The 24,989-nt window shown below is 54.9% G+C and carries 21 protein-coding genes; 6 read left to right on the plus strand and 15 right to left on the minus strand.

What is annotated here, in order from left to right:
* Positions 1 to 42: 42 nt before the first annotated feature.
* Together hydG and hydF are read left to right on the plus strand one after the other, a co-directional pair.
* Entirely contained in the window at positions 43 to 1,461 is a 1,419-nt protein-coding gene (hydG, locus tag I2G69_RS09580; RefSeq protein WP_191520968.1) for a [FeFe] hydrogenase H-cluster radical SAM maturase HydG, read from the plus strand.
* A 72-nt stretch (positions 1,462 to 1,533) separates the two neighbouring features.
* Complete coding sequence (gene hydF / locus I2G69_RS09585) at positions 1,534 to 2,724, plus strand: [FeFe] hydrogenase H-cluster maturation GTPase HydF (RefSeq protein ID WP_195560701.1); 1,191 nt, start codon at positions 1,534 to 1,536, stop codon at positions 2,722 to 2,724.
* A gap of 165 nt (positions 2,725 to 2,889) precedes the next feature.
* Here hydF and I2G69_RS09590 read toward each other — a convergent pair whose 3' ends face one another.
* From I2G69_RS09590 to I2G69_RS09615, 6 genes are read right to left on the minus strand one after another with little or no spacing between them, the layout of a single operon-like run.
* Positions 2,890 to 4,305, minus strand: coding sequence for an aminopeptidase (locus tag I2G69_RS09590; RefSeq protein ID WP_087228872.1), 1,416 nt, complete (start codon positions 4,303 to 4,305; stop codon positions 2,890 to 2,892).
* Entirely contained in the window at positions 4,298 to 4,888 is a 591-nt protein-coding gene (locus I2G69_RS09595; RefSeq protein WP_195560702.1) for a lytic transglycosylase domain-containing protein, read from the minus strand. The genes I2G69_RS09590 and I2G69_RS09595 overlap by 8 nt, the downstream gene beginning before the upstream one ends.
* 14 nt (positions 4,889 to 4,902) lie before the next feature.
* Positions 4,903 to 5,496 (minus strand): dephospho-CoA kinase, encoded by a 594-nt coding sequence (gene coaE, locus I2G69_RS09600; protein ID WP_195560703.1) that lies wholly within the window; start codon positions 5,494 to 5,496, stop codon positions 4,903 to 4,905.
* The gene (locus tag I2G69_RS09605) at positions 5,489 to 6,514 is read right to left on the minus strand and encodes an L-threonylcarbamoyladenylate synthase (protein WP_191448369.1); all 1,026 of its coding nucleotides are present in this window, start codon (positions 6,512 to 6,514) and stop codon (positions 5,489 to 5,491) included. The genes coaE and I2G69_RS09605 overlap by 8 nt, the downstream gene beginning before the upstream one ends.
* A 12-nt stretch (positions 6,515 to 6,526) precedes the next feature.
* Positions 6,527 to 7,609, minus strand: coding sequence for a peptide chain release factor 1 (gene prfA / locus I2G69_RS09610; RefSeq protein ID WP_191395526.1), 1,083 nt, complete (start codon positions 7,607 to 7,609; stop codon positions 6,527 to 6,529).
* A 45-nt stretch (positions 7,610 to 7,654) separates the two neighbouring features.
* The gene (locus I2G69_RS09615; RefSeq protein WP_087229560.1) at positions 7,655 to 7,852 is read right to left on the minus strand and encodes a DUF951 domain-containing protein; all 198 of its coding nucleotides are present in this window, start codon (positions 7,850 to 7,852) and stop codon (positions 7,655 to 7,657) included.
* A 180-nt stretch (positions 7,853 to 8,032) separates the two neighbouring features.
* Between I2G69_RS09615 and I2G69_RS09620 the strand changes: the two genes are divergently transcribed.
* Positions 8,033 to 9,049, plus strand: a complete 1,017-nt coding sequence (locus I2G69_RS09620; RefSeq protein ID WP_087228886.1) for a biotin--[acetyl-CoA-carboxylase] ligase — start codon at positions 8,033 to 8,035, stop codon at positions 9,047 to 9,049.
* A 181-nt stretch (positions 9,050 to 9,230) separates the two neighbouring features.
* On the opposite strand, the gene I2G69_RS09625 is transcribed toward I2G69_RS09620, so the two are convergent.
* The 3 genes from I2G69_RS09625 to I2G69_RS09635 form a co-directional block, all read right to left on the minus strand.
* Positions 9,231 to 10,919, minus strand: a complete 1,689-nt coding sequence (locus I2G69_RS09625; protein ID WP_087228889.1) for a glutamine--tRNA ligase/YqeY domain fusion protein — start codon at positions 10,917 to 10,919, stop codon at positions 9,231 to 9,233.
* Between the two features lie 15 nt (positions 10,920 to 10,934).
* Positions 10,935 to 12,392 carry a glutamate--tRNA ligase gene (gene gltX, locus I2G69_RS09630; protein ID WP_195560704.1) on the minus strand — a complete coding sequence of 486 codons (1,458 nt, stop codon included), beginning with the start codon at positions 12,390 to 12,392 and terminating at the stop codon, positions 10,935 to 10,937.
* A 118-nt stretch (positions 12,393 to 12,510) separates the two neighbouring features.
* Positions 12,511 to 13,305, minus strand: coding sequence for a M15 family metallopeptidase (locus I2G69_RS09635; RefSeq protein WP_195560705.1), 795 nt, complete (start codon positions 13,303 to 13,305; stop codon positions 12,511 to 12,513).
* A gap of 180 nt (positions 13,306 to 13,485) precedes the next feature.
* Here I2G69_RS09635 and I2G69_RS09640 point away from each other — a divergent pair, with 180 nt between their 5' ends.
* Positions 13,486 to 13,668, plus strand: a complete 183-nt coding sequence (locus I2G69_RS09640; RefSeq protein ID WP_087228897.1) for a hypothetical protein — start codon at positions 13,486 to 13,488, stop codon at positions 13,666 to 13,668.
* Between the two features lie 379 nt (positions 13,669 to 14,047).
* Here the strand turns inward: I2G69_RS09640 and I2G69_RS09645 are convergent, their stop codons facing one another.
* Positions 14,048 to 14,797, minus strand: a complete 750-nt coding sequence (locus I2G69_RS09645; protein WP_195560706.1) for a nitroreductase family protein — start codon at positions 14,795 to 14,797, stop codon at positions 14,048 to 14,050.
* 62 nt (positions 14,798 to 14,859) lie between these two features.
* Between I2G69_RS09645 and I2G69_RS09650 the strand changes: the two genes are divergently transcribed.
* Both I2G69_RS09650 and I2G69_RS09655 read left to right on the plus strand, forming a co-directional pair.
* On the plus strand, positions 14,860 to 15,531 hold the full coding sequence (locus I2G69_RS09650; RefSeq protein ID WP_195560707.1) for a hypothetical protein: 672 nt from the start codon (positions 14,860 to 14,862) through the stop codon (positions 15,529 to 15,531).
* A gap of 125 nt (positions 15,532 to 15,656) precedes the next feature.
* Positions 15,657 to 16,565, plus strand: a complete 909-nt coding sequence (locus I2G69_RS09655; RefSeq protein WP_195560718.1) for an SDR family oxidoreductase — start codon at positions 15,657 to 15,659, stop codon at positions 16,563 to 16,565.
* A 96-nt stretch (positions 16,566 to 16,661) separates the two neighbouring features.
* Here I2G69_RS09655 and tuf read toward each other — a convergent pair whose 3' ends face one another.
* From tuf to rpoC, 5 genes are all read right to left on the minus strand, one after another.
* Positions 16,662 to 17,864 carry an elongation factor Tu gene (tuf, locus tag I2G69_RS09660; protein WP_191395531.1) on the minus strand — a complete coding sequence of 401 codons (1,203 nt, stop codon included), beginning with the start codon at positions 17,862 to 17,864 and terminating at the stop codon, positions 16,662 to 16,664.
* Between the two features lie 105 nt (positions 17,865 to 17,969).
* The gene (gene fusA, locus I2G69_RS09665) at positions 17,970 to 20,051 is read right to left on the minus strand and encodes an elongation factor G (RefSeq protein ID WP_087228914.1); all 2,082 of its coding nucleotides are present in this window, start codon (positions 20,049 to 20,051) and stop codon (positions 17,970 to 17,972) included.
* Between the two features lie 45 nt (positions 20,052 to 20,096).
* Positions 20,097 to 20,567, minus strand: coding sequence for a 30S ribosomal protein S7 (gene rpsG / locus I2G69_RS09670; protein ID WP_191362370.1), 471 nt, complete (start codon positions 20,565 to 20,567; stop codon positions 20,097 to 20,099).
* 172 nt (positions 20,568 to 20,739) lie between these two features.
* On the minus strand, positions 20,740 to 21,168 hold the full coding sequence (gene rpsL / locus I2G69_RS09675) for a 30S ribosomal protein S12 (RefSeq protein WP_054324206.1): 429 nt from the start codon (positions 21,166 to 21,168) through the stop codon (positions 20,740 to 20,742).
* A 261-nt stretch (positions 21,169 to 21,429) separates the two neighbouring features.
* Positions 21,430 to 24,972 carry a DNA-directed RNA polymerase subunit beta' gene (gene rpoC, locus I2G69_RS09680; RefSeq protein ID WP_087228920.1) on the minus strand — a complete coding sequence of 1,181 codons (3,543 nt, stop codon included), beginning with the start codon at positions 24,970 to 24,972 and terminating at the stop codon, positions 21,430 to 21,432.
* Positions 24,973 to 24,989: the final 17 nt, after the last annotated feature.

A 24,989-nucleotide genomic window follows, 5' to 3' on the forward strand; every position in this document is an offset into this window, starting at 1 on the left:
TTTTTCTGTATGGATTTCAACTGATTGAAAGGAAGATGGAATATGTATAATCCAAAGTCCACCATTGCAACCGAATTTATCGACGATCAAGAAATTCGCGATACGCTCCGCTATGCGGACGAAAACAAAGACAACCTGGAATTGATCAACCGCTTGATCGACAAGACCGACGAACTCAAGGGATTGACGCACCGGGAAGCGGCCGTCCTGCTTGCCTGCGAGGACAAGGACGCGCTGGAGCGCATTTTTGCACAGGCTGCCAAGATCAAGCAGGAGTTCTACGGCAACCGCATCGTGATGTTCGCACCGCTGTACCTCTCCAACTACTGTGTAAACGGCTGCACCTATTGCCCTTATCATAAGAAAAACGGCCATATCGCGCGCAAAAAGCTGACGCAGGAGGAGATCCGCCGCGAGGTCATCGCGCTGCAGGACATGGGCCACAAGCGCCTGGCGCTGGAAACCGGCGAAGACCCTGTCAACAACCCGATCGAATACATTCTGGAGAGCATCAAGACGATCTATTCCATCAAACATAAAAACGGCGCCATTCGCCGGGTAAACGTCAATATTGCAGCGACCACGGTGGAAAATTACCGCAAACTCAAGGAGGCGGGCATCGGTACATACATCCTGTTCCAGGAGACCTATAACAAGGAGCAGTACGAAAAGCTGCATCCCACAGGGCCGAAGAGCAACTACGCCTACCACACCGAAGCGATGGACCGCGCCATGCAGGGCGGCATCGACGACGTGGGATGCGGCGTCCTGTTTGGCTTGAACTTGTACCGCTATGATTTTGTCGGCCTTCTGATGCACGCTGAACACCTGGAAGCGGTCTATGGCGTCGGGCCGCACACGATCAGCGTCCCCCGTCTGCGCAATGCGGATGACATCGACGTGAACGACTTCAGCAACGCCATCTCCGACGAGCTCTTCCAGAAGATCGTGGCCATCCTGCGTATCGCCGTCCCCTATACGGGCCTGATCGTCTCCACGCGCGAATCGCAGCGCACCCGCGAAATGGTCATCAAATACGGCGTATCCCAGATCAGCGGCGGCTCCCGCACCAGCGTCGGCGGCTATGCTGAGGAGGACCGCATGGAAGAGGATTCCGCCCAGTTCGAAGTGAGCGACCACCGCACGCTGGACGAAGTTGTCAACTGGTTGCTGAAGCTGGGCTATATCCCGAGCTTCTGCACGGCCTGCTATCGCGAAGGACGCACGGGTGACCGCTTTATGACCCTTGTGAAGGCCGGGCAGATTAAGAACTGCTGCCTCCCCAACGCCCTGATGACCTTGAAAGAATATGCGGAGGACTATGCCAGCCCGGAGACAAAGCGCCTTGCCCTGGAAATGATCGAGAAGGAAGTCCAAACCATTCCCAACGACAAAGTGCGCGAAATCGCGCTCAAGAATCTCCATGGACTCGACGAGGGCCTTCGCGATTTCCGCTTCTAATCCCGTTTGCGTCTGGATTACAGCCGGAGCGCAACCGCGATACGGACTTGATCTCTCTGTAGGAGGATTCTTATGAACAATCTCAACCAAACCCCAAATGCGAACCGGCTGCACATCGCCATCTATGGCAGAAGGAACAGCGGGAAATCCTCGTTGATTAACGCACTCACCAACCAGCAGGTGGCGTTGGTATCGGACATCGCCGGCACAACGACCGACCCGGTCTACAAGGCGATGGAGGTCCGCGGGTTGGGGGCTTGCGTATTTATCGACACCGCCGGTTTTGACGATGAAGGCGCGCTGGGAGAACTGCGCATGCAGAAGACGCGCGAAACGCTTCCCAAAGCCGATATTGCCATTATGCTATTCAGCGACACAGATTTTTCCTTGGAAAAGTCCTGGCTGGAAGCGCTCAAAAGCAGCGGCGTCCCGGTGATCGCCGTGGTCAACAAGAGCGATTTACAGGACCCCGCTCCGCTGATGGAGCGCATCCGGACCGAACTCTCCCTCTCCCCCTTGGCGGTGAGCGCCGTGGACCGCACGGGGATCCCTGCACTGCTGGCGGAATTGACGCGCGCGCTGCCGGAGGGATATGGTGCGGAGAGCATTACCGGACGCCTGGTAAAGGACGGCGACGTGGTGATGCTGGTGATGCCCCAGGACAGCGAAGCCCCCAAAGGGCGGCTGATCCTCCCACAGGTGCAGACCATCCGCGACCTGCTGGACAACCGCTGTATCTCCATCAACGTGACGCCGGACACGATGGAGGGCGCACTGGCCGCGCTGAAAGCGCCGCCGGATCTTATCATCACCGATTCCCAGGCCTTCAAAACGGTCTATGAGAAGGCGCCAAAGGAGAGCAAGCTGACCTCCTTTTCCGTGCTATTTGCCGCCTATAAGGGCGATTTAGACGCCTATGTGCGCGGAGCACAAGCCGTAGAGCGCCTGAACGGCCAATCCCATGTGCTCATCGCGGAAGCGTGTACCCATGCCCCTTTGAGCGAGGATATCGGGCGTGTGAAGATTCCCAATCTTCTGCGCAAAAAGTATGGAAAGGATATGGACATTCAGGTGGTGAGCGGCGCGGATTTCCCGGACGACCTCACCCCCTACGATCTGATTGTCCATTGCGGCGGCTGTATGTTCAACCGCAAATATTTGCTCTCGCGCATTGCGCGTGCAGAGGAAGCGCAGGTCCCCATCACCAATTATGGCGTCCTTCTGGCCAAACTAAACGGCATCCTTGATTCCATCACACTGTGATTTCCATACACCCAAAGAGAAGGAGCTCCATTTCTCTATGAAATGGAGCTCCTTCTTTTACCCATCAACCCCCTGTGTTCAGATGGAACCCAGGGGGTTGATCTATTTAGAGCTTAGCGTTCACCTAAACCCTTTTAAAAACCGGGCAGCGCAACGGCCCTTTCCTTACACTTTAGACTCGAAGAACGCCTTAATCCCCTTATAGGTCATATAGATGTCCGTCTTCGAGACAATTTCAAACGGGGAGTGCATGGAAAGCACCGGCACGCCGACGTCGAGCACATCCACATTCAGGTTGGCAATGAACATAGCGACCGTTCCGCCGCCGCCGCCATCGACCTTGCCCAGCTCGCCGATCTGCCAAAGCACATCGTTCTCTTCGAAGAGGCTGCGGATCTCTGCAACAAACTCCGCCGAAGCCTCCGAAGTGCCACTCTTCCCACGGGAACCGGTGTATTTGCTCATTCCAATGCCGTTGTTCAGGAAAGTAGAATTGGTCTTCTCATAAGCGCTTGCATAGGTCGGATCGTATGCAGCCGTGACGTCTGCGGAAAGGCACTTGGACTTGCTGAGCACATGGCGCGGCTCCAAGCCCTCCGCCTGGGCCAGGTCTGCGATGAAGTACCGCATAAACTCGGAATTCAGGCCCGTGTTGCCGTCGCTGCCGATCTCCTCACGGTCCGCGAGAACCGTGATAATGGTGTGCTGCGGATTCTTCGCATTCAGCACCGCCATCAGGGACGGGTACGCACAGACGCGGTCATCTTGGCCGTATCCGCCGACCATGCTGCGGTCAAACCCGACGTCCGACGCCTTGAATGCCGGGACAAATTCAATATCGGCGGAGACGAAATCCTCTTCCGTCATCCCGTATTTCTCATGAATCAACCGCATGGTGTTCAGTTTGAAGAGGTTGTCCCCTTCGTCCGCACGCACCGGGCGGCTGCCAGCCAGAATGTTCAGGTTTTCTCCCTCAATCGCCTTGTTGAGCGTCTTAGACATCTGCTCCGTGCCGAGGTGCGGCAGCAGGTCGGTCACACAGAACTGCGGCTCGCCGGGTTCCTCGCCGAGACGAATTTCCACATGCGTGCCGTCCTTCAGAACGGCCAAGCCGTGCATGGAAAGCGGGATGGCTGTCCACTGGTACTTCTTAATCCCGCCATAGTAGTGCGACTTGAAGAGCGCCAGCTCGTCCTTTTCATAGAGCGGATGGGGCTTGAGGTCCAGACGCGGGGAATCGATGTGCGCCGCTGCAATGCGGACACCGTCCTTGCAGCCGTTTTTGCCGATCACAGCCAGAATCAATGCCTTGCCCCGGTTGTTGTAATACACCTTGTCCCCGGCCTTATAGGTCTTTTTGGGATCAAACGCCACAAAGCCCTCTTTTTCCGCGCGCAGAATAGCGGACTTCACCGCCTCGCGCTCGGTCTTGCTGTGGTCCAGAAATACCTTATAATCCTCGCAGAAGGCATCCGCCTTCTTTACGCGATCATCGGAGAGCTTCTGGTATCCATTTTTGCGGCAGATCAGCAATTCCTCGCGGAGCTGCTCCACATCCACCTGTTCCTTTTTCTTAGCCATGAAATGTTCCTCCTATTTCATCAAATTCATAGAGTTCCCTGTATGTTTGATAATTCCGCAGCACAGCGCTTACATACCGTTCCGTCTCCGGATAGGGGATGCGGTTCAGCTCCACGCCGTCCTCGGAAATGCTGGGATCTCTTAGCCAACGGTTCACCGTCCCCATGCCCGCATTATAGGCACTGAGTGCAGTGACCTGTTCGGTATATTCATCCTGCAAAATCTGTAAAAATTTACACCCATAACGGATATTAACCCGCGGCGTATAGAGGTCATCCGCCGTATAGGAAACCCCTTCCCGCAGTTTGGTCTGTAGCCAATCGAATGTATCCGGTGTAATCTGCATCAGGCCCCGCGCCCCCGCGTGCGAGGTGGCGTCCGGGTCAAAATTGCTCTCTGCTTTCATCACCGCATACACCAGGGCCGGGTCAACCCCCTGCGTGCGGGCCTCTTCCTCCACAATCTCCCTGTATCCCAATGGATAGGCGGTGCGCATAAAGTAATCATGCCCCAGCCGCAATACGGCCGCGCCTATAACCACCAGGACAATCAAAAGAAGGATGGTTTTTACAGATCGTCTCATGGGAAATCCTCCGTTTAACGGGATGACAGCAGGACTTGCAGCAATTTTTCTGTCTCCTGCGGGACCTGGGCGGCGTCAATCCCCCCGTCCATAGCATATGAAGCCCGCTCCGTATAATATGCGTTGGGCTGCTGGGCATCCATGCGGGCGCGCGCCTGCGCTTCTGTGATGCCGTCCCGCCGCATAATCCGCTGCATCCGCAGGGCCGGGTCCGCTACGACCGCCACCGTGACATGGCAGAGTGTATCCGCCCCGCTCTCAAACAGCAGCGCCGCGTCCACCACGACGATGTCCCGGCCGCTGGCTGCAATGCGCCGGCGCACTTCTTTCATGATGAGCGGATGGGTGACGCCGTTCAGTTTTTGCGAGGAAACCGCATCCGCAAAGGCGCGTTCGGCCAAAAGTGGACGGTTTAAAATCCCATTGGACACAATATCGCTTCCGAAGGCGTCCTGCAACGCCGAAAGGCATGCGGGGGTATCGGTGATTTCCCGCGCAACGCAGTCGCAGTCGATCACATCGCATCCAAGCGAGGCAAACGCCGCCGCCACGGTGGATTTTCCCGCGCCGGTCGGACCGGTCAGGCCGATCACAAAAGGCTTATCCAACGTCGATCACCTCAAATCCCGCGGCACGGATCAGACGGTTGTATACCGCCAACCCCACGCCCTCCGGCTCTGGACAGCGTGCATAGACGGTCTTTGCATGGAGCTGCTCGTCCAACTCCCGCAGTGCGTCAAACAGCTCGCGCGCCTGTTCGCCGCAGTCCTCTTCCCCGCCGTAACAAATCGACGGCACCTGAAGCGCTTTGTCCTCTCCATCGTAGCACAGCGCCGCGACGCCGTCCCCTGCGTGCGTGTTGACGTAGTCGATATAGTGTTCCAAGGAACCGTCCAAAATAATCACATTTGCCTTTGGGGAATAGTGTTTATATTTCATGCCAGGGGAAGCGGCGCGCTTTCCGTCCGCCAGAGGGTGAAGGACCGCATCGTCCATCTCCACCTGGCCGAGCACCCCTCGAAGCTGCTCCAACGTAATCCCGCCGGGACGCAAAAGGCGCGGCGGCTGTTCAGCAAGCGTCACCACGGTGGATTCCACCCCGACGGAGCATGGGCCGCCGTCCAACACGGCTTCAATCCTTCCGTCCATATCGTTCATCACGTGGACCGCTGTCGTGGGGCTCGGATGCCCGGAGAGATTCCCAGATGGCGCGGCAAGCGGCACACCCGCCGCGTCGATCACTGCACGCGCTACCGGATGGGAGGGGAACCGCACCGCGACGGTATCCAGCCCTGCGCTCACCTCATCTGGAATGCGGGCCGATTTAGGCAGAATGATGGTCAATGGACCCGGCCAAAACTGTTCGGCCAGCTTTTTGGCTGCTTCCGGTACTTCGCGCACCAGGTCATAAATCTGTTCAAAATGGCTGATGTGCACAATCAGCGGATTGTCCATCGGGCGGCCCTTCGCGGCAAAAATCTTTGCCACCGCTGCCCCATCCAACGCATTGGCCGCCAGGCCGTAGACGGTCTCCGTGGGAATGCCGACTAAGCCGCCGTTTTGCAGGATGGCAGCGGCCGTTTGGATTGCACCTGGCGCATCCGCCTGTAAAAGCTGTGTCTGCATATCTATGCCCCCTTATCCCTGGCTTTCCACCGACTGCTCAAGTTTGGCCGCACGGTCCGCCGCCACAAGCGCATCGATCACCTCATCGAGATCCCCGTTGAGGATGTCGTCCAGGCGGTAGAGTGTCAAGCCGATCCGATGGTCGGTCAAGCGGCCCTGTGGGTAATTGTAGGTGCGGATCCGTTCGGAGCGGTCGCCCGTGCCCACCTGGGAACGGCGGTCTGCCGCCACCTGCGCATCCTGCTTTGCCTGCTCGATCTCATATAGCCGGGACCGCAGCACCCGCATCGCCTTATCCTTATTTTTGAACTGGCTGCGCTCGTCCTGGCATTCCACCACCATGCCCGTGGGCAAATGCGTGATCCGGATGGCGGACGACGTCTTGTTGATGTGCTGGCCGCCCGCGCCGCTGGAACGGAAGGTATCGATCTGCAAATCCTTTGGATTGATCTCGATTTCGACGTCGTCCACTTCGGGAAGCACGGCAACGGTCGCCGTGGACGTGTGCACACGGCCCTGTGTTTCCGTTTCCGGCACGCGCTGTACGCGATGCACGCCGCTCTCATATTTCAAGCGGGAATATGCCCCGTCGCCGGAGATCATAAAGCTGATCTCCTTATAGCCGCCGAGCTCCGTCTCATTCACGTTGAGCAGCTCCGTCTGCCAGCCGTGGCGCTCGGCATACATGCTGTACATGCGGAATAGGACTGCGGAAAAGAGCGCCGCCTCCTCGCCGCCTGCACCGCCTCGGATCTCCATGATGACGTTCTTTTCGTCGTTGGGGTCGCGCGGCAGCAGAAGGATTTTCAACTCGTCCGACGTGCGGGCGATATCCTTTTTTGCCTGCTCCAGTTCCTGCTCCGCCAATTCCCGCAATTCCTTCTCCAGGCCGCTTTCTTCCAGCAGGGCCAACGCCTCCGCTTCCGAATCTTCCGCGTGTTTATATTCGCGATATTTTTCGACGATCGGGGTGATGGACTTGTGCTCTTTCATCAGCTCCGCATAGACAGCTGGGTCCGCCAAAATGGTCGGGTCGCAGAGTTTTTGGTTCAGCTCTTCATAGCGCTTCTCAAACACCTGTATATTTTCAAACATATCCATTCTCCTTTGCAAATCCATTACATTTTACAGGCAAAGGAGCTAGAGTTCGTCCCCTGTGTTTTCCCGAATGATTTTCTTAATGTTTTTCTCGCATTTCAATCGCGGCAGCATAACCTCATGGCCGCAGGTGGTGCAGCGGATCTTAAAATCCATGCCGGCCCGCAAGACCAAAAATTCTTTGCCGCCGCACGGATGCGGTTTTTTCATCTGTAAACGGTCGCCAGGACGCACATCCATCTGCATCCGCACCTCCATTCTCAAGTGATTTTCATGCGTTCGAGAATATATTATAGCACCAATCCCACAAAACAGACAATGTTTTTTTGGGATTCTCTCCCAACGCCGCCAGCGCGTGCAGAAGCTTCCCTTTTGTGCTATACTATTTCTCAAATAGGCTCGATAGAAAGCAGGGGTTCCATGAACACAAAAGAGGAAATCTTAACACGCCTTCGCCAGACCGAGGGGTATCTCTCCGGCGAACAGCTCAGCGAAACGCTGGGCGTTTCCCGCGCGGCCGTTTGGAAAGCCATTACTGCTCTGCGGGAATCCGGCTATGCCATTGATTCGGCCACGAACCGGGGGTATCGCCTGACCGCATCGCCCGACGTCCTCACCCCAGAGGAGATCCGCTGTGGATTACATACGCGGGCAATCGGCAAAAACATCGTTGCGCTGCAAGAGGTAGATTCCACCAACGAAGAGGCCAAACGGCAAGCGCAATGCGGCGCACCGGACGGCAGTGTGTTCCTCGCGGAACGGCAGACGGGCGGCAAAGGACGTTTGGGCCGCACATGGGAATCCCCAGCGGGCACGGGGATTTGGTTCAGCGTTTTGCTGCGGCCAAGCCTGGTCCCGTCGGAAATCAGCAGCATCACCCTTTTGGCCGGCATTGCGGTCTGCCGGGGCATCCGCTCTGTGACCGGATGTGCGGCTAAGCTCAAGTGGCCGAACGACGTGGTCATTGGAAGCCGCAAGGTCTGCGGCATTCTGACCGAGATGGCTGCGGAAATCGAGCGGGTGGAATACGTGGTCTTGGGCATTGGAATCAATGCCAATACGGAAGCCTTCCCCGCGGAATTGGCGGAAAAGGCCACCTCCCTGCGGATCGAAGCCGGAAGCGCTTTCCCTCGCGCCGCCATACTGCGCGCCGTCTTGGAGGAGCTGGAATCCCTGTTGCTGAACGCCAAGGCAGGCAGCGCCTTCCAGGAGATTCTTGACGAGTATAAATCCCTCTGTGTCTCCCTGAACCGCCGCGTGGGTTTCTTCTGGAACAGTGAGCAGCAGACAGGAATGGCGGTGGACGTCTCCCCCTCCGGTGAATTGATCGTGGAGCGGGATGGAGGCGGCCGTATATCCATCAACGCCGGGGAGGTCGTTGTCCAGGGAATCTATGGGGAACATCTTCCGAATCCGGAAGGCTCGAAACGTGCTTGATCCCGCGTGAAAAAAACGCAATGTACCTTTTTAATGTGTCTCGGGATATTCAGCCCATCGCAAGGAAATAGACGTATGAAGTTTCCCATAGATGGTTGTCTTGTGCATGCTCTCTTTTTTGCTAGAAACATATCGGCCCATCGCAGTGTTACTATTCTGCAATGGGCCGATTTTTGTTTTCTTATGATTTCCGTTTAAAGCCGTCTTTCAGGGAGACGGAACGGTTGAACACAGGATGCTCCTGGGTGCTGTCGCGGTTATCCGCGCAGAAATATCCCTGCCGCATGAACTGGAAGGACTGGCCGGGTTTTGCCTGCGCCAAGCAGGGCTCCACCTTACAGCCGGTGAGCACTTCCAAGGAATCCGGGTTGAGGACTTCCAAGAAATCGTGCGCATCCGGATCCGGTACGGAGAACAGGTTGCCGTAGAGACGGATTTCCGCATCGATAGCGGTCTGAACGTCCGCCCAGTGAATGGTACTCTTGACCTTCCGGCCATCCGGCGTATTGCCGCCGCGGGTCTGCGGGTCGTATTCCGCATAGACCTCGATTACATTGCCGTCCGCATCCTTTTTGCAGCCGGTGCAGCGCACGACGTAGGCGGTCTTTAGGCGCACCTCGTTGCCCGGGAACAAACGGAAATAACCCTTTACGGGTTCTTCCATAAAGTCCTCCTGCTCAATCCAAAGCTCACGGGAGAAGGAAACCGTGCGGGTTCCATCCTCCGGCTTTCCGGGATTGTTTTCCACCTCAAAGGTCTCCGTCTGCCCCTCCGGATAATTGGTGAGAATCAGTTTGACCGGATGCAGGACGGCCATCACACGCTGTGCGTGCTCGTTGAGGTCTTCCCGCAGGCAGTGCTCCAAAAAGCCGTATTCCACGGTGCTGTTTACCTTGGAAACGCCGATGCGCTCGCAGAAATTGCGGATGGACGCCGGCGTATATCCGCGGCGGCGCAGGCCGCACAGCGTGGGCATGCGCGGGTCGTCCCAACCGGAGACATAGTGCTCTTCCACCAGCTTGCGCAGTTTGCGCTTGCTCATCACCGTATGGTCGATTCCCAAACGTGCAAATTCGATCTGCCGCGGTTTTGCGGGAAGGTCGACATGTTCAATCACCCAATCGTACAACGGCCTGTGGTCCTCAAATTCCAAGGTGCACAGGGAGTGGGTAATCCCCTCCAAGGCGTCCTCAATCGGGTGGGCAAAATCGTACATCGGATAAATGCACCAACGGTCGCCCGTCCGATGGTGGTGCAAGTGGTTGATCCGGTAAATCACCGGGTCGCGCATGTTAAAGTTTCCAGAGGCCAGGTCGATCTTCGCGCGCAGCGTCATCCTCCCGTCCTCGAATTCCCCTGCCTTCATGCGGGCAAAGAGGTCCAGGCTTTCCTCGATCGGCCGGTCGCGATAGGGGCTGACCGCAGGATGCGTCAGATCGCCGCGGTTTTCGCGCATTTGCTCGGGCGTCAGCTCGCACACATACGCCAGGCCCTTTTGAATCAGCTGCACCGCCGCCTCATACATCTTCGGGAAGTAATCGGATGCATAATAGAACCGGTCCTCCCAGGAGAATCCCAGCCATGCAATATCCTCTTTGATCGCATCGACATACTCCACATCCTCTTTGGTGGGATTGGTATCGTCCATGCGCAGGTTGCAAACACCGTTGTATTTCTCCGCTGTGCCGAAATCAATACAGATGGCCTTGGCATGGCCGATGTGCAAATAGCCATTCGGCTCCGGCGGGAAGCGGGTATGCACGGTTTGGCCCGCATAGCGGCCTCCCTCGGCGATATCTTCGTCAATAAAGTCGTGGATAAAATTGCTCCAGCCTTCGGTCTCCCCTGGCTTCTTCATCTCGTCGCTCATGTTGCCATCTCCTCTTTATTTCTTCAGCTTCTCCAAGCCAATCTCCAGCCTGTGCAGGGATTCCTCCTTGCCCAAAATGGCCAAAATTTCCATCGCGCCGCCCGGTGTCACCTGCATTCCTGCCGCTGCGATCCGCACCGGCCAGAGCAATGTGCCGTTCTTAACCTCCAAGCGCTGTGCCAAGGCGATCAATTGATCGTGGATGGTATCCAACTGCCAATTCGACACGCTTTTCAGCTCTGGAATCGCGGCCTCCAACATCGTGACGGAATTCTCCAAATTGGTCTTGCTCTTCTTATTGACAAAGAGATCGACCGAATACTCCGGCAGCTCCTGGAAGAAACCGATCATCCCCGGGATCTCCATCAACTTGGTCACACGAGGCTGCAAGATGGAGGCCAAAACCTCCCAATTCATCTGCTTGTCGCCAAACACCTGCTGGAAATACGGCATTGCCGCCGCAATAAATTCGTCCTGCGTCATAGCGCGGATGTATTCCGCATTAAACCACGTCAGTTTGTCATAGTCGAACACCGCCGGCGATTTGCTGATGCCCTCGATGGAGAAGTTTTCCACCAATTCCGGCAGCGTAAACAGCTCGCGGTTTTCTTTTGGACACCAGCCCAGCAGCGCAATATAGTTGGTGATCGCCTGCGGGAGATACCCCTCTGCCATCAAATCGGCAAAACCGGTTGCACCGTGCCGCTTGGAAAGCTTGGACACGCTGCCGTCCTCGTTTTTGCCCATAATCAGGGGCAGATGCACATAGGTCGGCACATCCCAGCCAAATGCTTCGTAAAGCAGGTTGTACTTGGGCGTCGAGGTTAGATACTCGCACCCACGCACCACATGCGTGATGTGCATCAGATGGTCGTCGATGACGTTTGCAAAATTGTATGTAGGATAGCCGTCGGATTTCAAAAGGATCTGGTCCTCCAGCTCGCGGTTTTCAATGGTAATGTCGCCATATACAACGTCGTGGAAAGTTGTGGACCCCTCGACCGGCATCTTTTGGCGGATGACATAGGGCGTCCCAGCAGCCAGGAGCCTGTCCACCTCTTCTTGGGGAAGATCGCGGCAATGGCGGTCGTATCCGCCGCCCTCCTGCGCTTCATGCAGAGCGTCCAGGCGTTCCTTGGTGCAGAAGCAATAGTACGCCTTTCCTTCCCGGACCAGCTGCTCCGCATAGGGCTTATAGAGATCCTTGCGCTTGCTCTGGACATACGGACCATAATCGCCGCCAACATCCGGACCCTCGTCGTGCTTCAGGCCTACCTGGTCGAGCGTCCGGTAGATCACATCGACTGCGCCCTCCACCAGACGTTCCTGATCGGTATCCTCAATGCGCAGCACAAATTGGCCGCCCATGGACTTGGCAATCAAATATTCGTACAGCGCCGTACGCAGATTTCCCACATGCATAAACCCTGTGGGGCTCGGCGCAAACCGTGTTCTCACTGTCTCGTTTTGCATTCCTAAATCCGCCTCTCCTTTTGATCGGCGCGCCGGAAAACTATCCAGCGCGCCCCTCACGTCCGAAGGAATCCTCCGGCGTCTCAATTCTTTTATTATACCAAATATACACAGGATTTCAACGTTGATTTTCCAGGTATTCCACATATTCCTCCAAGCAAAAGTGGCGTTCCTGCATCGCTTTCGCGTGTTCCACCCCTACATAGCGATAATGCCATGGTTCAAAGCGAATTTTCGTGATCTCCTGTTTATCCTCCGGATAGCGCAGGATAAATCCATATTCCGCCGCGTGTTCCGTCAGCCATTCGTATTCGGGGGTGGTATCAAAATTCTCCCGGACGCCGTTCAAATCGATCGCCAACCCCGTATTGTGCTCGCTACATCCCGGCCGCGCCACGGAAAGCGCCGCGACTGCCTCCGCCTGCTGCTGCCCCATCCCATTGCCCAGATTTTCTTCTACCGCCCGATCAAACAACTCGCTTTGCCGCTGTACACTGCGATACCCGGAGGAAATCCACAGTGAGATACCGTCCGCTTGGGCGGCCGCCTGCATCTGTTGAAATGGCTCCACAATGCGCTCGTCCACATCCACGCCGTATAGATTGACAATATTGCGATGGAAATCCTCCGGCATGGTTTCCGCATAATTGACTAGCACGATCCGGTCGTCTTCAGCAGGGGATTCCTCCGGCTTTGCATTTGCCTGTGCCGCCCCGCTTTTCGGCGGTTGTGCGGATGAGAAGGCCGGTTCGCTCTCGACCTCGGATACTGCCGGGGCTTCTTCCGGTTTTGCCGAAGCCTGTTCCATAGTAAAAATAAAAACGGTGCTCACTGCCGCTGTGGTGACGGCTGCGGCGACCAAGGCTCCAACGGAAAGAAAAAACATTTTTACTTTGGATTTTCTTTTTCTCATTGATTGCTTCATCCCTGTTCTTCAAGCTTTGCGGGGTGTATTTCCCAAAACTATTGTTACACAAAGCAGGGAAATCATACCGCTTTTGCTGGATAGCCAGGTTTTGACAATCCGGAACCTTCATGTTTTGCCCCTTTTCCGTAAACACTAGTACCACTTATGCAGATAGGAGGAAAAACCATGGAAGATTTACCGCTCGGCTTTGGCATGGCCCTGGCACAGCGCTCCGAAGCCATGCAGCGCTTCTGTGCGCTTACCGATGAAGAGCAGCGTATGGTTATCGACCATACCCATCAGATTCATTCCAAGCAAGAGATGCAAGCCTTTGTAGACCACTTGGCCAACCATTCCGCACAGGGCTGACCGCACCAATTCCCATCCATTTCATAGACTGGCATACAGCGAACTACAAAAAGGGGCGAACGTCCGAAACGCTGTATCCTATTTTCTTCTATTTTGGGTGGGATCAATGAACGATTGTTGCTATGGAGAGAAACTAATCGCCGCCGGGACTGCCATCGCTTTCCAGCTTGCACAGGAATGTCCGCCAGAAGACTTGGCTTTGCTCGGTAACTTATTCCAAGTAATCGGCGAACAGCTTGGACTGTTATCCGGCACAAAGGCGGCGTATCAAGAGCATTACAAATTGTGCCGGCCAATATGTCCCAAAGGGAACGAATAAACGCAAACCGGAAAAGAAAAATCCGCATCGTGCATCTACACATGCGGATTCTTCTGCTTTTTAGGAATGTTTAAATTTTTCCAAATAGACCGCCACAGAACGCGACATTTCCCTGGAAAATGCAGATAGGTACTTTCGTTTGCAAAACGCATCCATATAGGATGGATACGAAAAATCCGTCTGCTTTTCACGCTCCGCACGCTCACAGAACCATTTTTCGTGTTCGGACGCAGAGAATGTGTGATAACGGTTCTCCTGGACAATATACGCCGGAGCAAAACGCTCCGGTTTCTTTCGGTTTTGCTGCTGGTCCGTCGGATACCCATAGACCACCATTGCGGCAGGCATCACGTAATCGGGCAAATCCAACAGCTCTCGATGGATTTCTACCTGCTCCAAAATGTCACCGATATAGCAGGAACCGATTCCCAAACTTTGCGCCGCTACGACACTGTTCTGGGCGGCGATGCACGCGTCAGCTACAGCCAACATCAGGTCGCCTTCCGCCGGCAGACGGGGATGGCATCCCGCGGATGCAAACGCGTCGTACCAGCGCTGAAAATCCGCCAAAAACACCAGCACCAGCGGCGCTTTGGCGATGAATGGCTGGTGGTCGCATGTTTCCGCCAGGCGTTCCTTCAAATTCTGATCGGTGATCTGCAAAATGGTGTATAGCATTTGATTTCCGGCGGTCGGCGCCTGCATCGCAGCTCCTAAAATAATCTCCTGCGCCTCCTTGGTGATCGGTTTCTCTAAAAAAACACGCGTCGATTTTCGATCCCAAAGGCTCTGCAAGATGGGATTATCCATTGGTTCACTCTCCTCTTTATGCATATGGATATTCAACCAAAAAGGCTAACATGGAGGATCTTATGGAAAAAGAAATTTGGTACCAAAAGTTGAATATCTATTTCGTGGGGTTCTATTTGATCTTCAGCATTTGCCTCATCACATACTATCTGGCGAATGGGCGACTCTATTATGCGACCTTGGGGCTGGGAGGGATTCTTCTCCTCTTACTGCCAGCCGCTTTTGAGCGTGTATGCGGCCTTGTCCCCGTCTACCAGTTTCGTTTTCTTCTCTACGGGTTCAGTTTTTTGGCCTACGTTGTGGGGCTCGCCATGCAGGGATACCATTTTATCCCGTTGTACGACAAAGTGATGCATACTCTGTCGGGTACCTTCGGAACCTTTCTGGGCGTGGTACTGTTCTATATCTTGAAACACGGCCGGCGGGTGCAGCAGCAGGATTTTCCCTTGGTAGCCATTTTCTCCATTTCCGCATCGATGGCGGCTGCTGGATTATGGGAGATCGGCGAATATCTGGTCGGTATATTTTTTCCCTGTGATCCACAGCAGGTGGCCTTGACGGGCGTATCCGATACCATGCAGGATATGATCGTTTGCCTGGTCGGAAGCCTCCTATGGCTTCCTTTCCTCTTTCGATATTATCGAAAGCAAAAGGCTGATTTCTTGATGGGATGCTTCCGCACATTTTTAAGTAAAAACCTGAGCCAGGAAGAGCCATATGGGATGGAAAAATGAATGATACCAATTTCCTGTATCGGACCCATCCCCTTTCCGGCATGATTCACCTTCCAGCAGAATATTCTATAAAAACAGTGGCTCACACCAGCGACCCCGCAATATCCAAGAAAGGCGGTATTCCCATGATCCCCATGTATCCGTACATAAAACGTGAAACCAAATGCAAGGAAATTCCCATTCCATTCCCGCCGCAACACCAATACAATCAGCCCGGCGCCGAATATCTCGTGGACCCGCGCCCCATCTCAGAAAACCCGGAACAGAAGGGAAGCGGGAAACTCCTAGATCGGGTCGCAATTATTACCGGAGGAGACAGCGGCATCGGACGTGCGGTCGCCTATGCTTTTGCCAGGGAGGGCGCGGAGATCGTCATCGCCTATTTCAACGAACACCGTGACGCCCAGGAAACCAAGCAACATGTGGAAAAACTGGGGCGTAAATGTCTTGTGGTCTCCGGGGATCTAAAAAAGGAAGCCGTCACCCAGGAAATTGTCCGGCAAACAATGCATTGCTTCGGAAAAATCGATGTTTTAGTCAACAACCATGCGGTTCAATTCGTCCAAAGAAGCATCCTGGATATTTCCGCAGAGCAGCTCGATTTGACATTCCGCACCAATGTCTATGGGTTCTTCTATATGATAAAAGCAGCACTGCCCTATTTAAAACCGGGCAGCTCCATCATCAATACGACTTCCGTCACCGCGTATAGAGGCAGCCCGGAACTATTGGACTACAGCGCCACAAAGGGGGCCATTCTGGCGCTGACACGTTCCCTTTCCCTAAGCTTGGTGGAACGTGGTATCCGCGTCAACGGCGTTGCGCCCGGGCCGATCTGGACGCCTCTGATCCCCGCCTCCTATTCTGCCCGTGAAGTGGAAACCTTTGGAACCTATTCCTCGCAGGTCCCGATGATGCGCGCCGGCCAACCCTTTGAAGTTGCCCCCTGTTACGTATTTCTGGCCAGTGACGATTCCAGCTATATGACGGGGCAGGTATTGCATCCGGACGGAGGAACCATCGTCAATGGCTGATTCCAAACGAAAAGAGCATTCATGGAATGGAAATCGGAACAAATACGCAAAAAGGGCTTCACCCAAGCGGATGAAGCCCTTTATTAAGCAAGAAAATTACTCGTTGATCTTGATAACAACGCCGGAACCAACCGTACGGCCGCCTTCACGGATAGCGAAACGGAGGCCTTCCTCGATAGCGATCGGGGTGATCAGCTCAACGTCCATCTCGACGTTATCGCCAGGCATGCACATCTCGGTGCCTTCCGGCAGGCTGATAACGCCAGTAACGTCGGTCGTTCTGAAATAGAACTGCGGACGATAGTTGTTGAAGAACGGAGTATGACGGCCGCCTTCATCCTTCGTCAGGACGTAAACCTGGCCGCGGAACTTCGTGTGCGGATGAATGGTGCCCGGCTTGGACAGAACCTGGCCGCGCTCGATTTCCGTTCTCTGAATACCACGGAGCAGAGCACCGACGTTGTCGCCAGCCTCAGCAAAGTCAAGAACCTTACGGAACATCTCAAGGCCGGTGATAACCGTCTTCTTGCGCTCGTCGGTCAGGCCGATGATCTCAACTTCATCGCCAACCTTTGCCATGCCGCGCTCAACTCTACCAGTCGCAACTGTGCCACGGCCGGTGATGGTGAACACGTCTTCAACAGGCATCAGGAACGGCAGGTCGGACTTACGCTCCGGAGTCGGAATGTAGTTGTCAACAGCGTCCATCAGCTCATGGATGCACTTGTACTCCGGTGCATTCGGGTCCTTGGAATCGGACTCCAGAGCCTGGAGAGCGGAACCACGGATGATCGGGGTGTCGTCGCCCGGGAAGTCATACTCGTTCAGCAGGTCGCGGATTTCCATCTCGACCAGATCGAGCAGCTCCGGATCGTCAACCTGATCCACTTTGTTCATGAATACAACGATATACGGCACGCCTACCTGACGAGCAAGCAGGATGTGCTCTCTGGTCTGCGGCATCGGGCCGTCAGCAGCAGAAACAACCAGGATTGCGCCGTCCATCTGAGCAGCACCGGTGATCATGTTCTTAACATAGTCAGCATGGCCGGGGCAGTCAACGTGTGCATAGTGACGGGTCGCGGTCTGATATTCGACGTGCGCAGTGTTGATCGTGATACCACGCTCTCTCTCTTCAGGAGCCTTATCGATGTTTGCATAATCGACGAACTCTGCGTCGCCCTCGAGGTTGAGGACCTTCGTGATCGCAGCGGTCAGCGTGGTCTTACCATGGTCAACGTGGCCGATGGTGCCAATGTTAATATGCGGTTTGGATCTTTCGAATTTTGCTTTTGCCATTGGGATTCTCCTCCTTTTTATAATACAGATCAGAGATTTTTTAAAGTTAGAACTATGCTATCATTTTACCAAGGACATGGCGAAAAATCAAGCACATTTTGTAACTTATTCAGCCTTTTTCCCGCGTTCGCTTATGATGGAATCCGAAACAAACTTCGGAACTTCTGCATAGTGGTCAGGCTCCATCGTATACTGGCCTCTGCCCTGCGTCTTAGAACGCATGTCGGTTGCATAACCAAACATCTCGGACAGCGGGACCATCGCGGTGATCTGCTGTGCGCCGGAAACGGCGTCCATGCCCTGGATCATACCGCGGCGGGCGTTCAGGTCGCCGATAACGTCGCCCATATAGTCCTCAGGCACCGTAACAACAACCTTCATGATCGGCTCCAGAATCACTGGGTCAGCTTTCTTCATAGCCTCTTTAAACGCCATGGAACCGGCGATCTTAAAGGCCATTTCAGAGGAGTCAACCTCATGATAGGAACCATCATACAGCGTAACCTTTACATCCACAACGTTGTAGCCAGCCAGTACGCCGGAGAGCATTGCTCCCTGGATACCTTGATCGACCGCAGGAATGTATTCCTTCGGGATCGCGCCGCCAACCGTTGCATTGACGAACTCGTAACCCTTTTCCGGGTTCGGCTCGATCTTAATCTTAACATGACCATACTGGCCTTTACCACCGGACTGTCTTGCATACTTGGTATCCACATCCGCCAGCTTGCGGATGGTCTCCTTGTAAGCAACCTGCGGCTTACCGACATTCGCTTCCACCTTGAATTCGCGCAGAAGTCTGTCTACGATGATTTCCAGGTGCAGTTCGCCCATGCCGGCGATGATCGTCTGGCCGGTCTCCTCATCGGTATATGCCTTAAAGGTCGGGTCCTCTTCCGCCAGCTTTGCCAGCGCAATGCCCATCTTCTCCTGGCCAGCCTTTGTCTTCGGCTCAATAGCCACACGGATAACCGGCTCCGGGAATTCCATGGACTCCAGAATAACCGGATGCTTTTCATCGCACAGGGTGTCGCCCGTGGTGGTGTTCTTCACACCGATTGCCGCGGCAATATCACCTGCGTAGACAATGTCGATATCCTGGCGGTGGTTCGCGTGCATCTGCAGAATACGGCCGATTCTCTCATTGGTATCCTTCACCGAGTTGTAAACCGTGGCGCCTGCACTCAATGTGCCGGAGTACACACGGAAATAGCACAGCTTTCCAACGAACGGGTCGGTCGCAATCTTAAACGCAAGCGCAGAGAACGGCTCGCTGTCGGATGCATGGCGGTCTTCTTCCTCGCCGGTCTCCGGGTTTGTACCACGGATTGCGGGGATGTCGGTCGGGGCCGGCATATAATCGACAATTGCATCCAGGAGCTTCTGCACGCCCTTGTTCTTGTAGGAAGTACCACAGGTTACCGGCACCATGGTGTTGGCAATCGTGGACTTACGGATCGTACGGACGATCTCTTCCTTCGTGAGCTCTTCACCAGAGAGGTATTTCTCCATGAGCTCGTCGTCCTGCTCAGCGACATGCTCAAGCAGTGCATTGTGATATTCCTCAGCGATATCACGCATATCCTCCGGAATATCCTCGACGCGCATATCTTTTCCCATGTCGTCATAGTAGACGTCGGCCTTCATATCGATCAGGTCGATGATCCCACGGAAGGTATCTTCACTGCCGATCGGAAGCTGAATCGGAACGGCGTTGCACTTGAGGCGTTCCTTCATCATTTTGACGACATTATAAAAATCAGCGCCCATGATGTCCATCTTATTGACGTACGCCATACGCGGAACATGGTATTCTTCCGCCTGACGCCAAACGGTTTCGGACTGGGGCTCAACACCGCCCTTTGCACAGAAAACGGTTACAGAACCGTCCAAAACGCGCAGGGAACGTTCCACTTCTACGGTGAAATCCACGTGGCCGGGGGTGTCGATGATGTTGATACGGTGGCCCTTCCAGAAGCAGGTTGTTGCAGCGGAGGTAATGGTGATGCCTCTCTCCTGCTCCTGCGCCATCCAGTCCATCGTCGCAGCGCCATCGTGCGTCTCGCCGATCTTATGGTTAACACCCGTATAGTACAGAATACGTTCTGTCGTCGTTGTTTTACCGGCATCGATGTGCGCCATGATACCGATATTGCGGGTCATTTCGAGTGATACCTGCCTTGGCATAGTTTCCTCCTTAAAGTTCTGAGAATAGTTGACAGCTTGCGCCGATTACCATCTGTAATGTGCGAAAGCTCTGTTAGCCTCTGCCATCTTGTGCGTATCATCGCGCTTCTTGGCAGCACCGCCAGCACCATTAACAGCATCAAGGATCTCGCCAGCAAGTCTCTCCTTCATGGTCTTTTCAGATCTGAGTCTGGAATAGTTGGTCATCCAGCGCAGGCCCAGGGTCTGTCTTCTCTCTGGACGGACCTCCATCGGCACCTGATAGGTAGCGCCGCCAACACGGCGGGCCTTGACTTCGAGCTGCGGCATGACATTTTCCATCGCCTGCTCAAAGACCTCCAGCGGCTCTTTGCCGGTCTTTTCACGGATAATGTCGAATGCACCATAGACAATCTTCTGGGCAACGCCCTTCTTGCCGTCGTACATGACATTGTTAATCAGACGAGTTACAAGCTTCGAATTGTAAAGCGGATCGGGCAAAACATCACGTTTTGCGATATTTCCTCTTCTTGGCACTTTACTTCCCTCCTTCACAGAATGATATCATAGGTACTCGAAAGCGACAAACTCCCGTTGGCCAATACAGAGGCGTCCGCTATAGAAAATCTATATAAAACGCCGCTGCATTGTCATTCATGTTTTACATGCAGCCGTTCGGATATTGTCAAATTAGAGTGTGGGGGCCGGCTTACTTTGTAGCCTTACCAGCCTTCGGACGCTTCGCACCATACTTGGAACGAGCCTGCATACGCTTGGCAACGCCCTGCGCATCCAGCGTACCGCGGATAATGTGATAACGAACGCCAGGCAGGTCCTTAACACGGCCGCCGCGGATCATCACGACGCTGTGCTCCTGCAGGTTGTGGCCCACGCCAGGGATATACGCACTGACTTCGATTCCGTTGGAGAGCCTTACTCTGGCAATCTTACGAAGTGCGGAATTCGGCTTCTTCGGGGTAGCCGTCTTAACAGACGTGCAAACACCACGCTTTTGCGGGGAATCCTGATCGATCGCAATGCGCTTCTTGGAGTTCCAACCCTTCAAAAGTGCAGGAGCCTTCGCCTTCTTTTCGCTTACCTCACGGCCAGTATGAACTAACTGGTTAAATGTTGGCATACGACACCTCCTCACATAAAAGTTAATATATGTTAAGCGGAAAACCGCTAAACACCAAATAAAAAGGGATTAAACACAATTTTATCCTGTTCCAGAAAAGGAATTCCTGGAACAGGATAAATTTTTATAAACTTCACAACACGGGGGCAAAATATGCTGAATTTCCCCAGCATTTCCTGCGGATTTTATTCATCCTTTCCACAAACTGTAGCATTTGGAAGAATCTTCTCCAGCCCACCGTTACAATTGAATATTATAGCGCTAAATGGCCTGATTTGTCAAGTCCTCACCTTCATGCTGAATCTCGACGCCACTGTAGCATTTCATGCCCGTACCGGCCGGGACCAGCTTGCCGATGATGACGTTTTCCTTCAAGCCGAGCAGCGGGTCCACCTTGCCCTTGATTGCAGCATCGGTGAGCACGCGGGTCGTCTCCTGGAAGGAAGCTGCGGAGAGGAAGGAATCGGTTGCCAAAGACGCCTTTGTGATACCGAGCAGCGTCGGCGAACAGGTCGCTTCGCGGAGATCGGTCTCTCCGGCGGCAATGCGCTCGCGGACAATCTGATTCTCCGCTTCAAACTCGGTTTTTTCCACCAAAGAGCTGGGCAGCAGCTTTGTATCGCCCGGATCTTCGACCTTGACTTTCTTCATCATCTGACGCACGATGACCTCGATGTGCTTGTCGTTGATGTCAACGCCCTGCATCCGGTAAACACGCTGCACTTCTTCGATCAAGTAATCCTGCACGGCATGCGTGCCGCTGATGGCCAACACATCGTGCGGGTTGACCGAACCTTCGGTGATCCGGGTTCCCTTTTCGATCACATCGCCTTCGTTGACGATGATCCGGGAGCCGAACGGGATCAGGTAGGACTTGCTCTCGCCGCTCTCCTGATCGGTCACGACCACATGGCGGTTTTTCTTGATGTCCTCAAACGTCACCCGGCCGCCAATCTCACTGATAATGGCCAAATGCTTCGGTTTGCGGCCTTCGAACAGCTCTTCGACGCGGGGAAGACCCTGTGTAATATCCTCTGCGCTGGCGACGCCGCCGGTGTGGAACGTTCTCATGGTCAACTGCGTACCAGGCTCGCCGATGGACTGGGCCGCGATGATGCCGACCGCCTCGCCGACCGTGACCGGCTGGCCGTTTGCCAGGTTTGCGCCGTAGCACTTCTTGCAGACGCCGTGGCGCGCGCGGCAATTCAGGATCGAACGCACCTTGATGCGCTCCACGCCGTGCCCAACAATGATGTCCGCATCGTTGTCGTCCATCATCTTGTCCTTGGAAACAAGCACGGCACCCGTCTCCGGATCGACAAAGTCTTCCACCAGGTAACGCCCGATCAAACGCTCGTGCAGGGACTCGATGGACTCCTTGCCTTCCTTAATATCGAAGACCTCCAGGCCGTCGGTTGCACCGCAGTCCTCTTCGCGGATGATGACATCCTGCGAGACGTCAACCAGACGGCGGGTCAGGTAACCGGAGTCCGCTGTACGCAGAGCGGTATCTGCCAAGCCCTTTCTGGCGCCACGGGAGGAAATGAAGTATTCCAAAATGTTCAAGCCTTCACGGTAGTTTGCACGAATCGGGATCTCGATCGTCTTACCGGAGGTGTTTGCAATCAGGCCGCGCATGCCCGCGAGCTGACGGATCTGGCTCATGGAACCACGAGCGCCGGAATCCGCCATCATGAAAATCGGGTTGTAGCGGTCCAGGCCCTTCTGCAGGGCGTCGGTTACATCGTTGGTCGCCTTTTCCCAAGTCTTCAGTACGGCGTTGTAACGCTCGCTGTCGGAAAGCAAACCGTTCTTAAACTGATCGGTGACCAGGTCGATCTTCTTTTCCGCCTCGGAGATGATCTCCTTTTTCTGCGGCGGGATCGTTGCATCGCAGACAGCAACTGTGATGGCGCTCTTGGTGGAATATTTATATCCCTGCGCCTTCACCGCGTCCAGCACTTCCGAGGTCTTCGGAACGCCGTGTACCTTGATGCATTTATCAATAATCTTTCCCAGCTGCTTCTTGCCAACCAGGAATTCAATTTCAAACTTAAAGCGGTTCTCCGGATCGGAGCGGTCCACAAAGCCGAGGTCCTGTGGGATCGGGCGGTTAAAGATCATGCGTCCCACCGTGGTATCCACCAGGCGGGAAACCATCTTGCCGTCGATCTCCATGGTGCGGCGGACCTTGATCTTCGCGTGCAGGCCGACGATATGCGCATCATATGCCATAATCGCCTCGTCGAAGTCGCGGAAGACTTTACCTTCGCCCGGCTCGCCGTCCTTTTCCAAGGTGAGGTAATAGGAACCCAGGACCATGTCCTGCGTCGGAACCGTCACCGGACGTCCGTCGGAAGGCTTGAGCAGGTTGCCAGCCGCCAGCATCAGGAAGCGGGCCTCCGCCTGCGCTTCGGAGGACAGCGGAACGTGCACAGCCATCTGGTCGCCGTCGAAGTCCGCGTTATACGCCGTACATGCCAGCGGATGGAGCTTCAGGGCGCGGCCTTCCACCAGGACCGGTTCGAACGCCTGGATGCCCAGTCTATGCAGCGTCGGCGCACGGTTGAGCAACACCGGGTGGTTCTTGATGACGATTTCCAGCGCATCCCACACCTCTGGCTTCGCGCGCTCGACCGCCTTTCTTGCCGCCTTGATGTTGCCAGCGGCGCCGGTTTCCACCAAGCGCTTCATCACAAAGGGCTTGAACAGCTCCAGCGCCATCTCCTTCGGCAGGCCGCACTGGTACATCTTCAATTCCGGCCCAACCACGATAACCGAACGGCCGGAGTAGTCCACGCGCTTGCCCAACAGGTTCTGGCGGAAACGTCCCTGCTTGCCCTTCAGCATGTCGGAGAGGGACTTCAACGGGCGGTTGTTCGGGCCCGTCACAGGACGGCCGCGGCGGCCGTTGTCGATCAAAGCGTCAACCGCCTCCTGCAGCATGCGCTTTTCGTTGCGGACAATGATATCCGGCGCACCGAGTTCCAACAGGCGCTTCAAGCGGTTGTTGCGGTTGATAACACGGCGATAGAGGTCGTTCAGGTCGGAGGTGGCAAAGCGGCCGCCGTCGAGCTGGACCATCGGGCGGATGTCCGGCGGAATAACCGGTACCACGTCGAGGATCATCCACTCCGGGCGGTTGCCGGAGAGACGGAACGCCTCCACAACCTCCAGGCGCTTCAAAATGCGCACACGCTTCTGGCCGGAAGCCGTCGCCAATTCGTCCTTGAGTTCTGTGGACTCCTTCTCCAGGTCGATCTCTTCCAGCAGGGTCTTGATCGCCTCCGCGCCCATGCTGGCCTGGAAGTCATCCTCATACTTTTCCCGCAGATCGCGGTACTCTTTCTCCGTCAGGAGCTGCTTCTTCTGCAATTCCCGGACATTGCCGGGATCTGTGACGATATACAGGGCAAAGTAGAGCACCTTTTCCAGCATACGGGGGGATATATCCAGAATCAAACCCATACGGGAGGGGATTCCTTTAAAGTACCAGATGTGCGATACGGGCGCTGCCAACTCAATGTGGCCCATACGCTCGCGGCGGACCTTGGACCGCGTGACTTCTACGCCGCAGCGGTCGCAGATCTTGCCCTTATAGCGGATGCGCTTGTACTTTCCGCAATGGCACTCCCAGTCCTTCTGCGGTCCAAAAATGCGTTCACAGAAGAGGCCGTCGCGCTCCGGCTTTAGGGTACGATAGTTGATCGTCTCCGGCTTCTTGACCTCGCCATAGGACCACTCCCGGATCTTATCCGGCGAAGCCAGCCCGATTTTTATTGATTCAAATTCGTTGAATTCCATTTTGTGACCCCCTTCTC

The organism is Anaeromassilibacillus sp. D41t1_190614_C2 (genome assembly GCF_015558525.1).
Classification (GTDB): domain Bacteria; phylum Bacillota; class Clostridia; order Oscillospirales; family Acutalibacteraceae; genus Anaeromassilibacillus; species Anaeromassilibacillus stercoravium.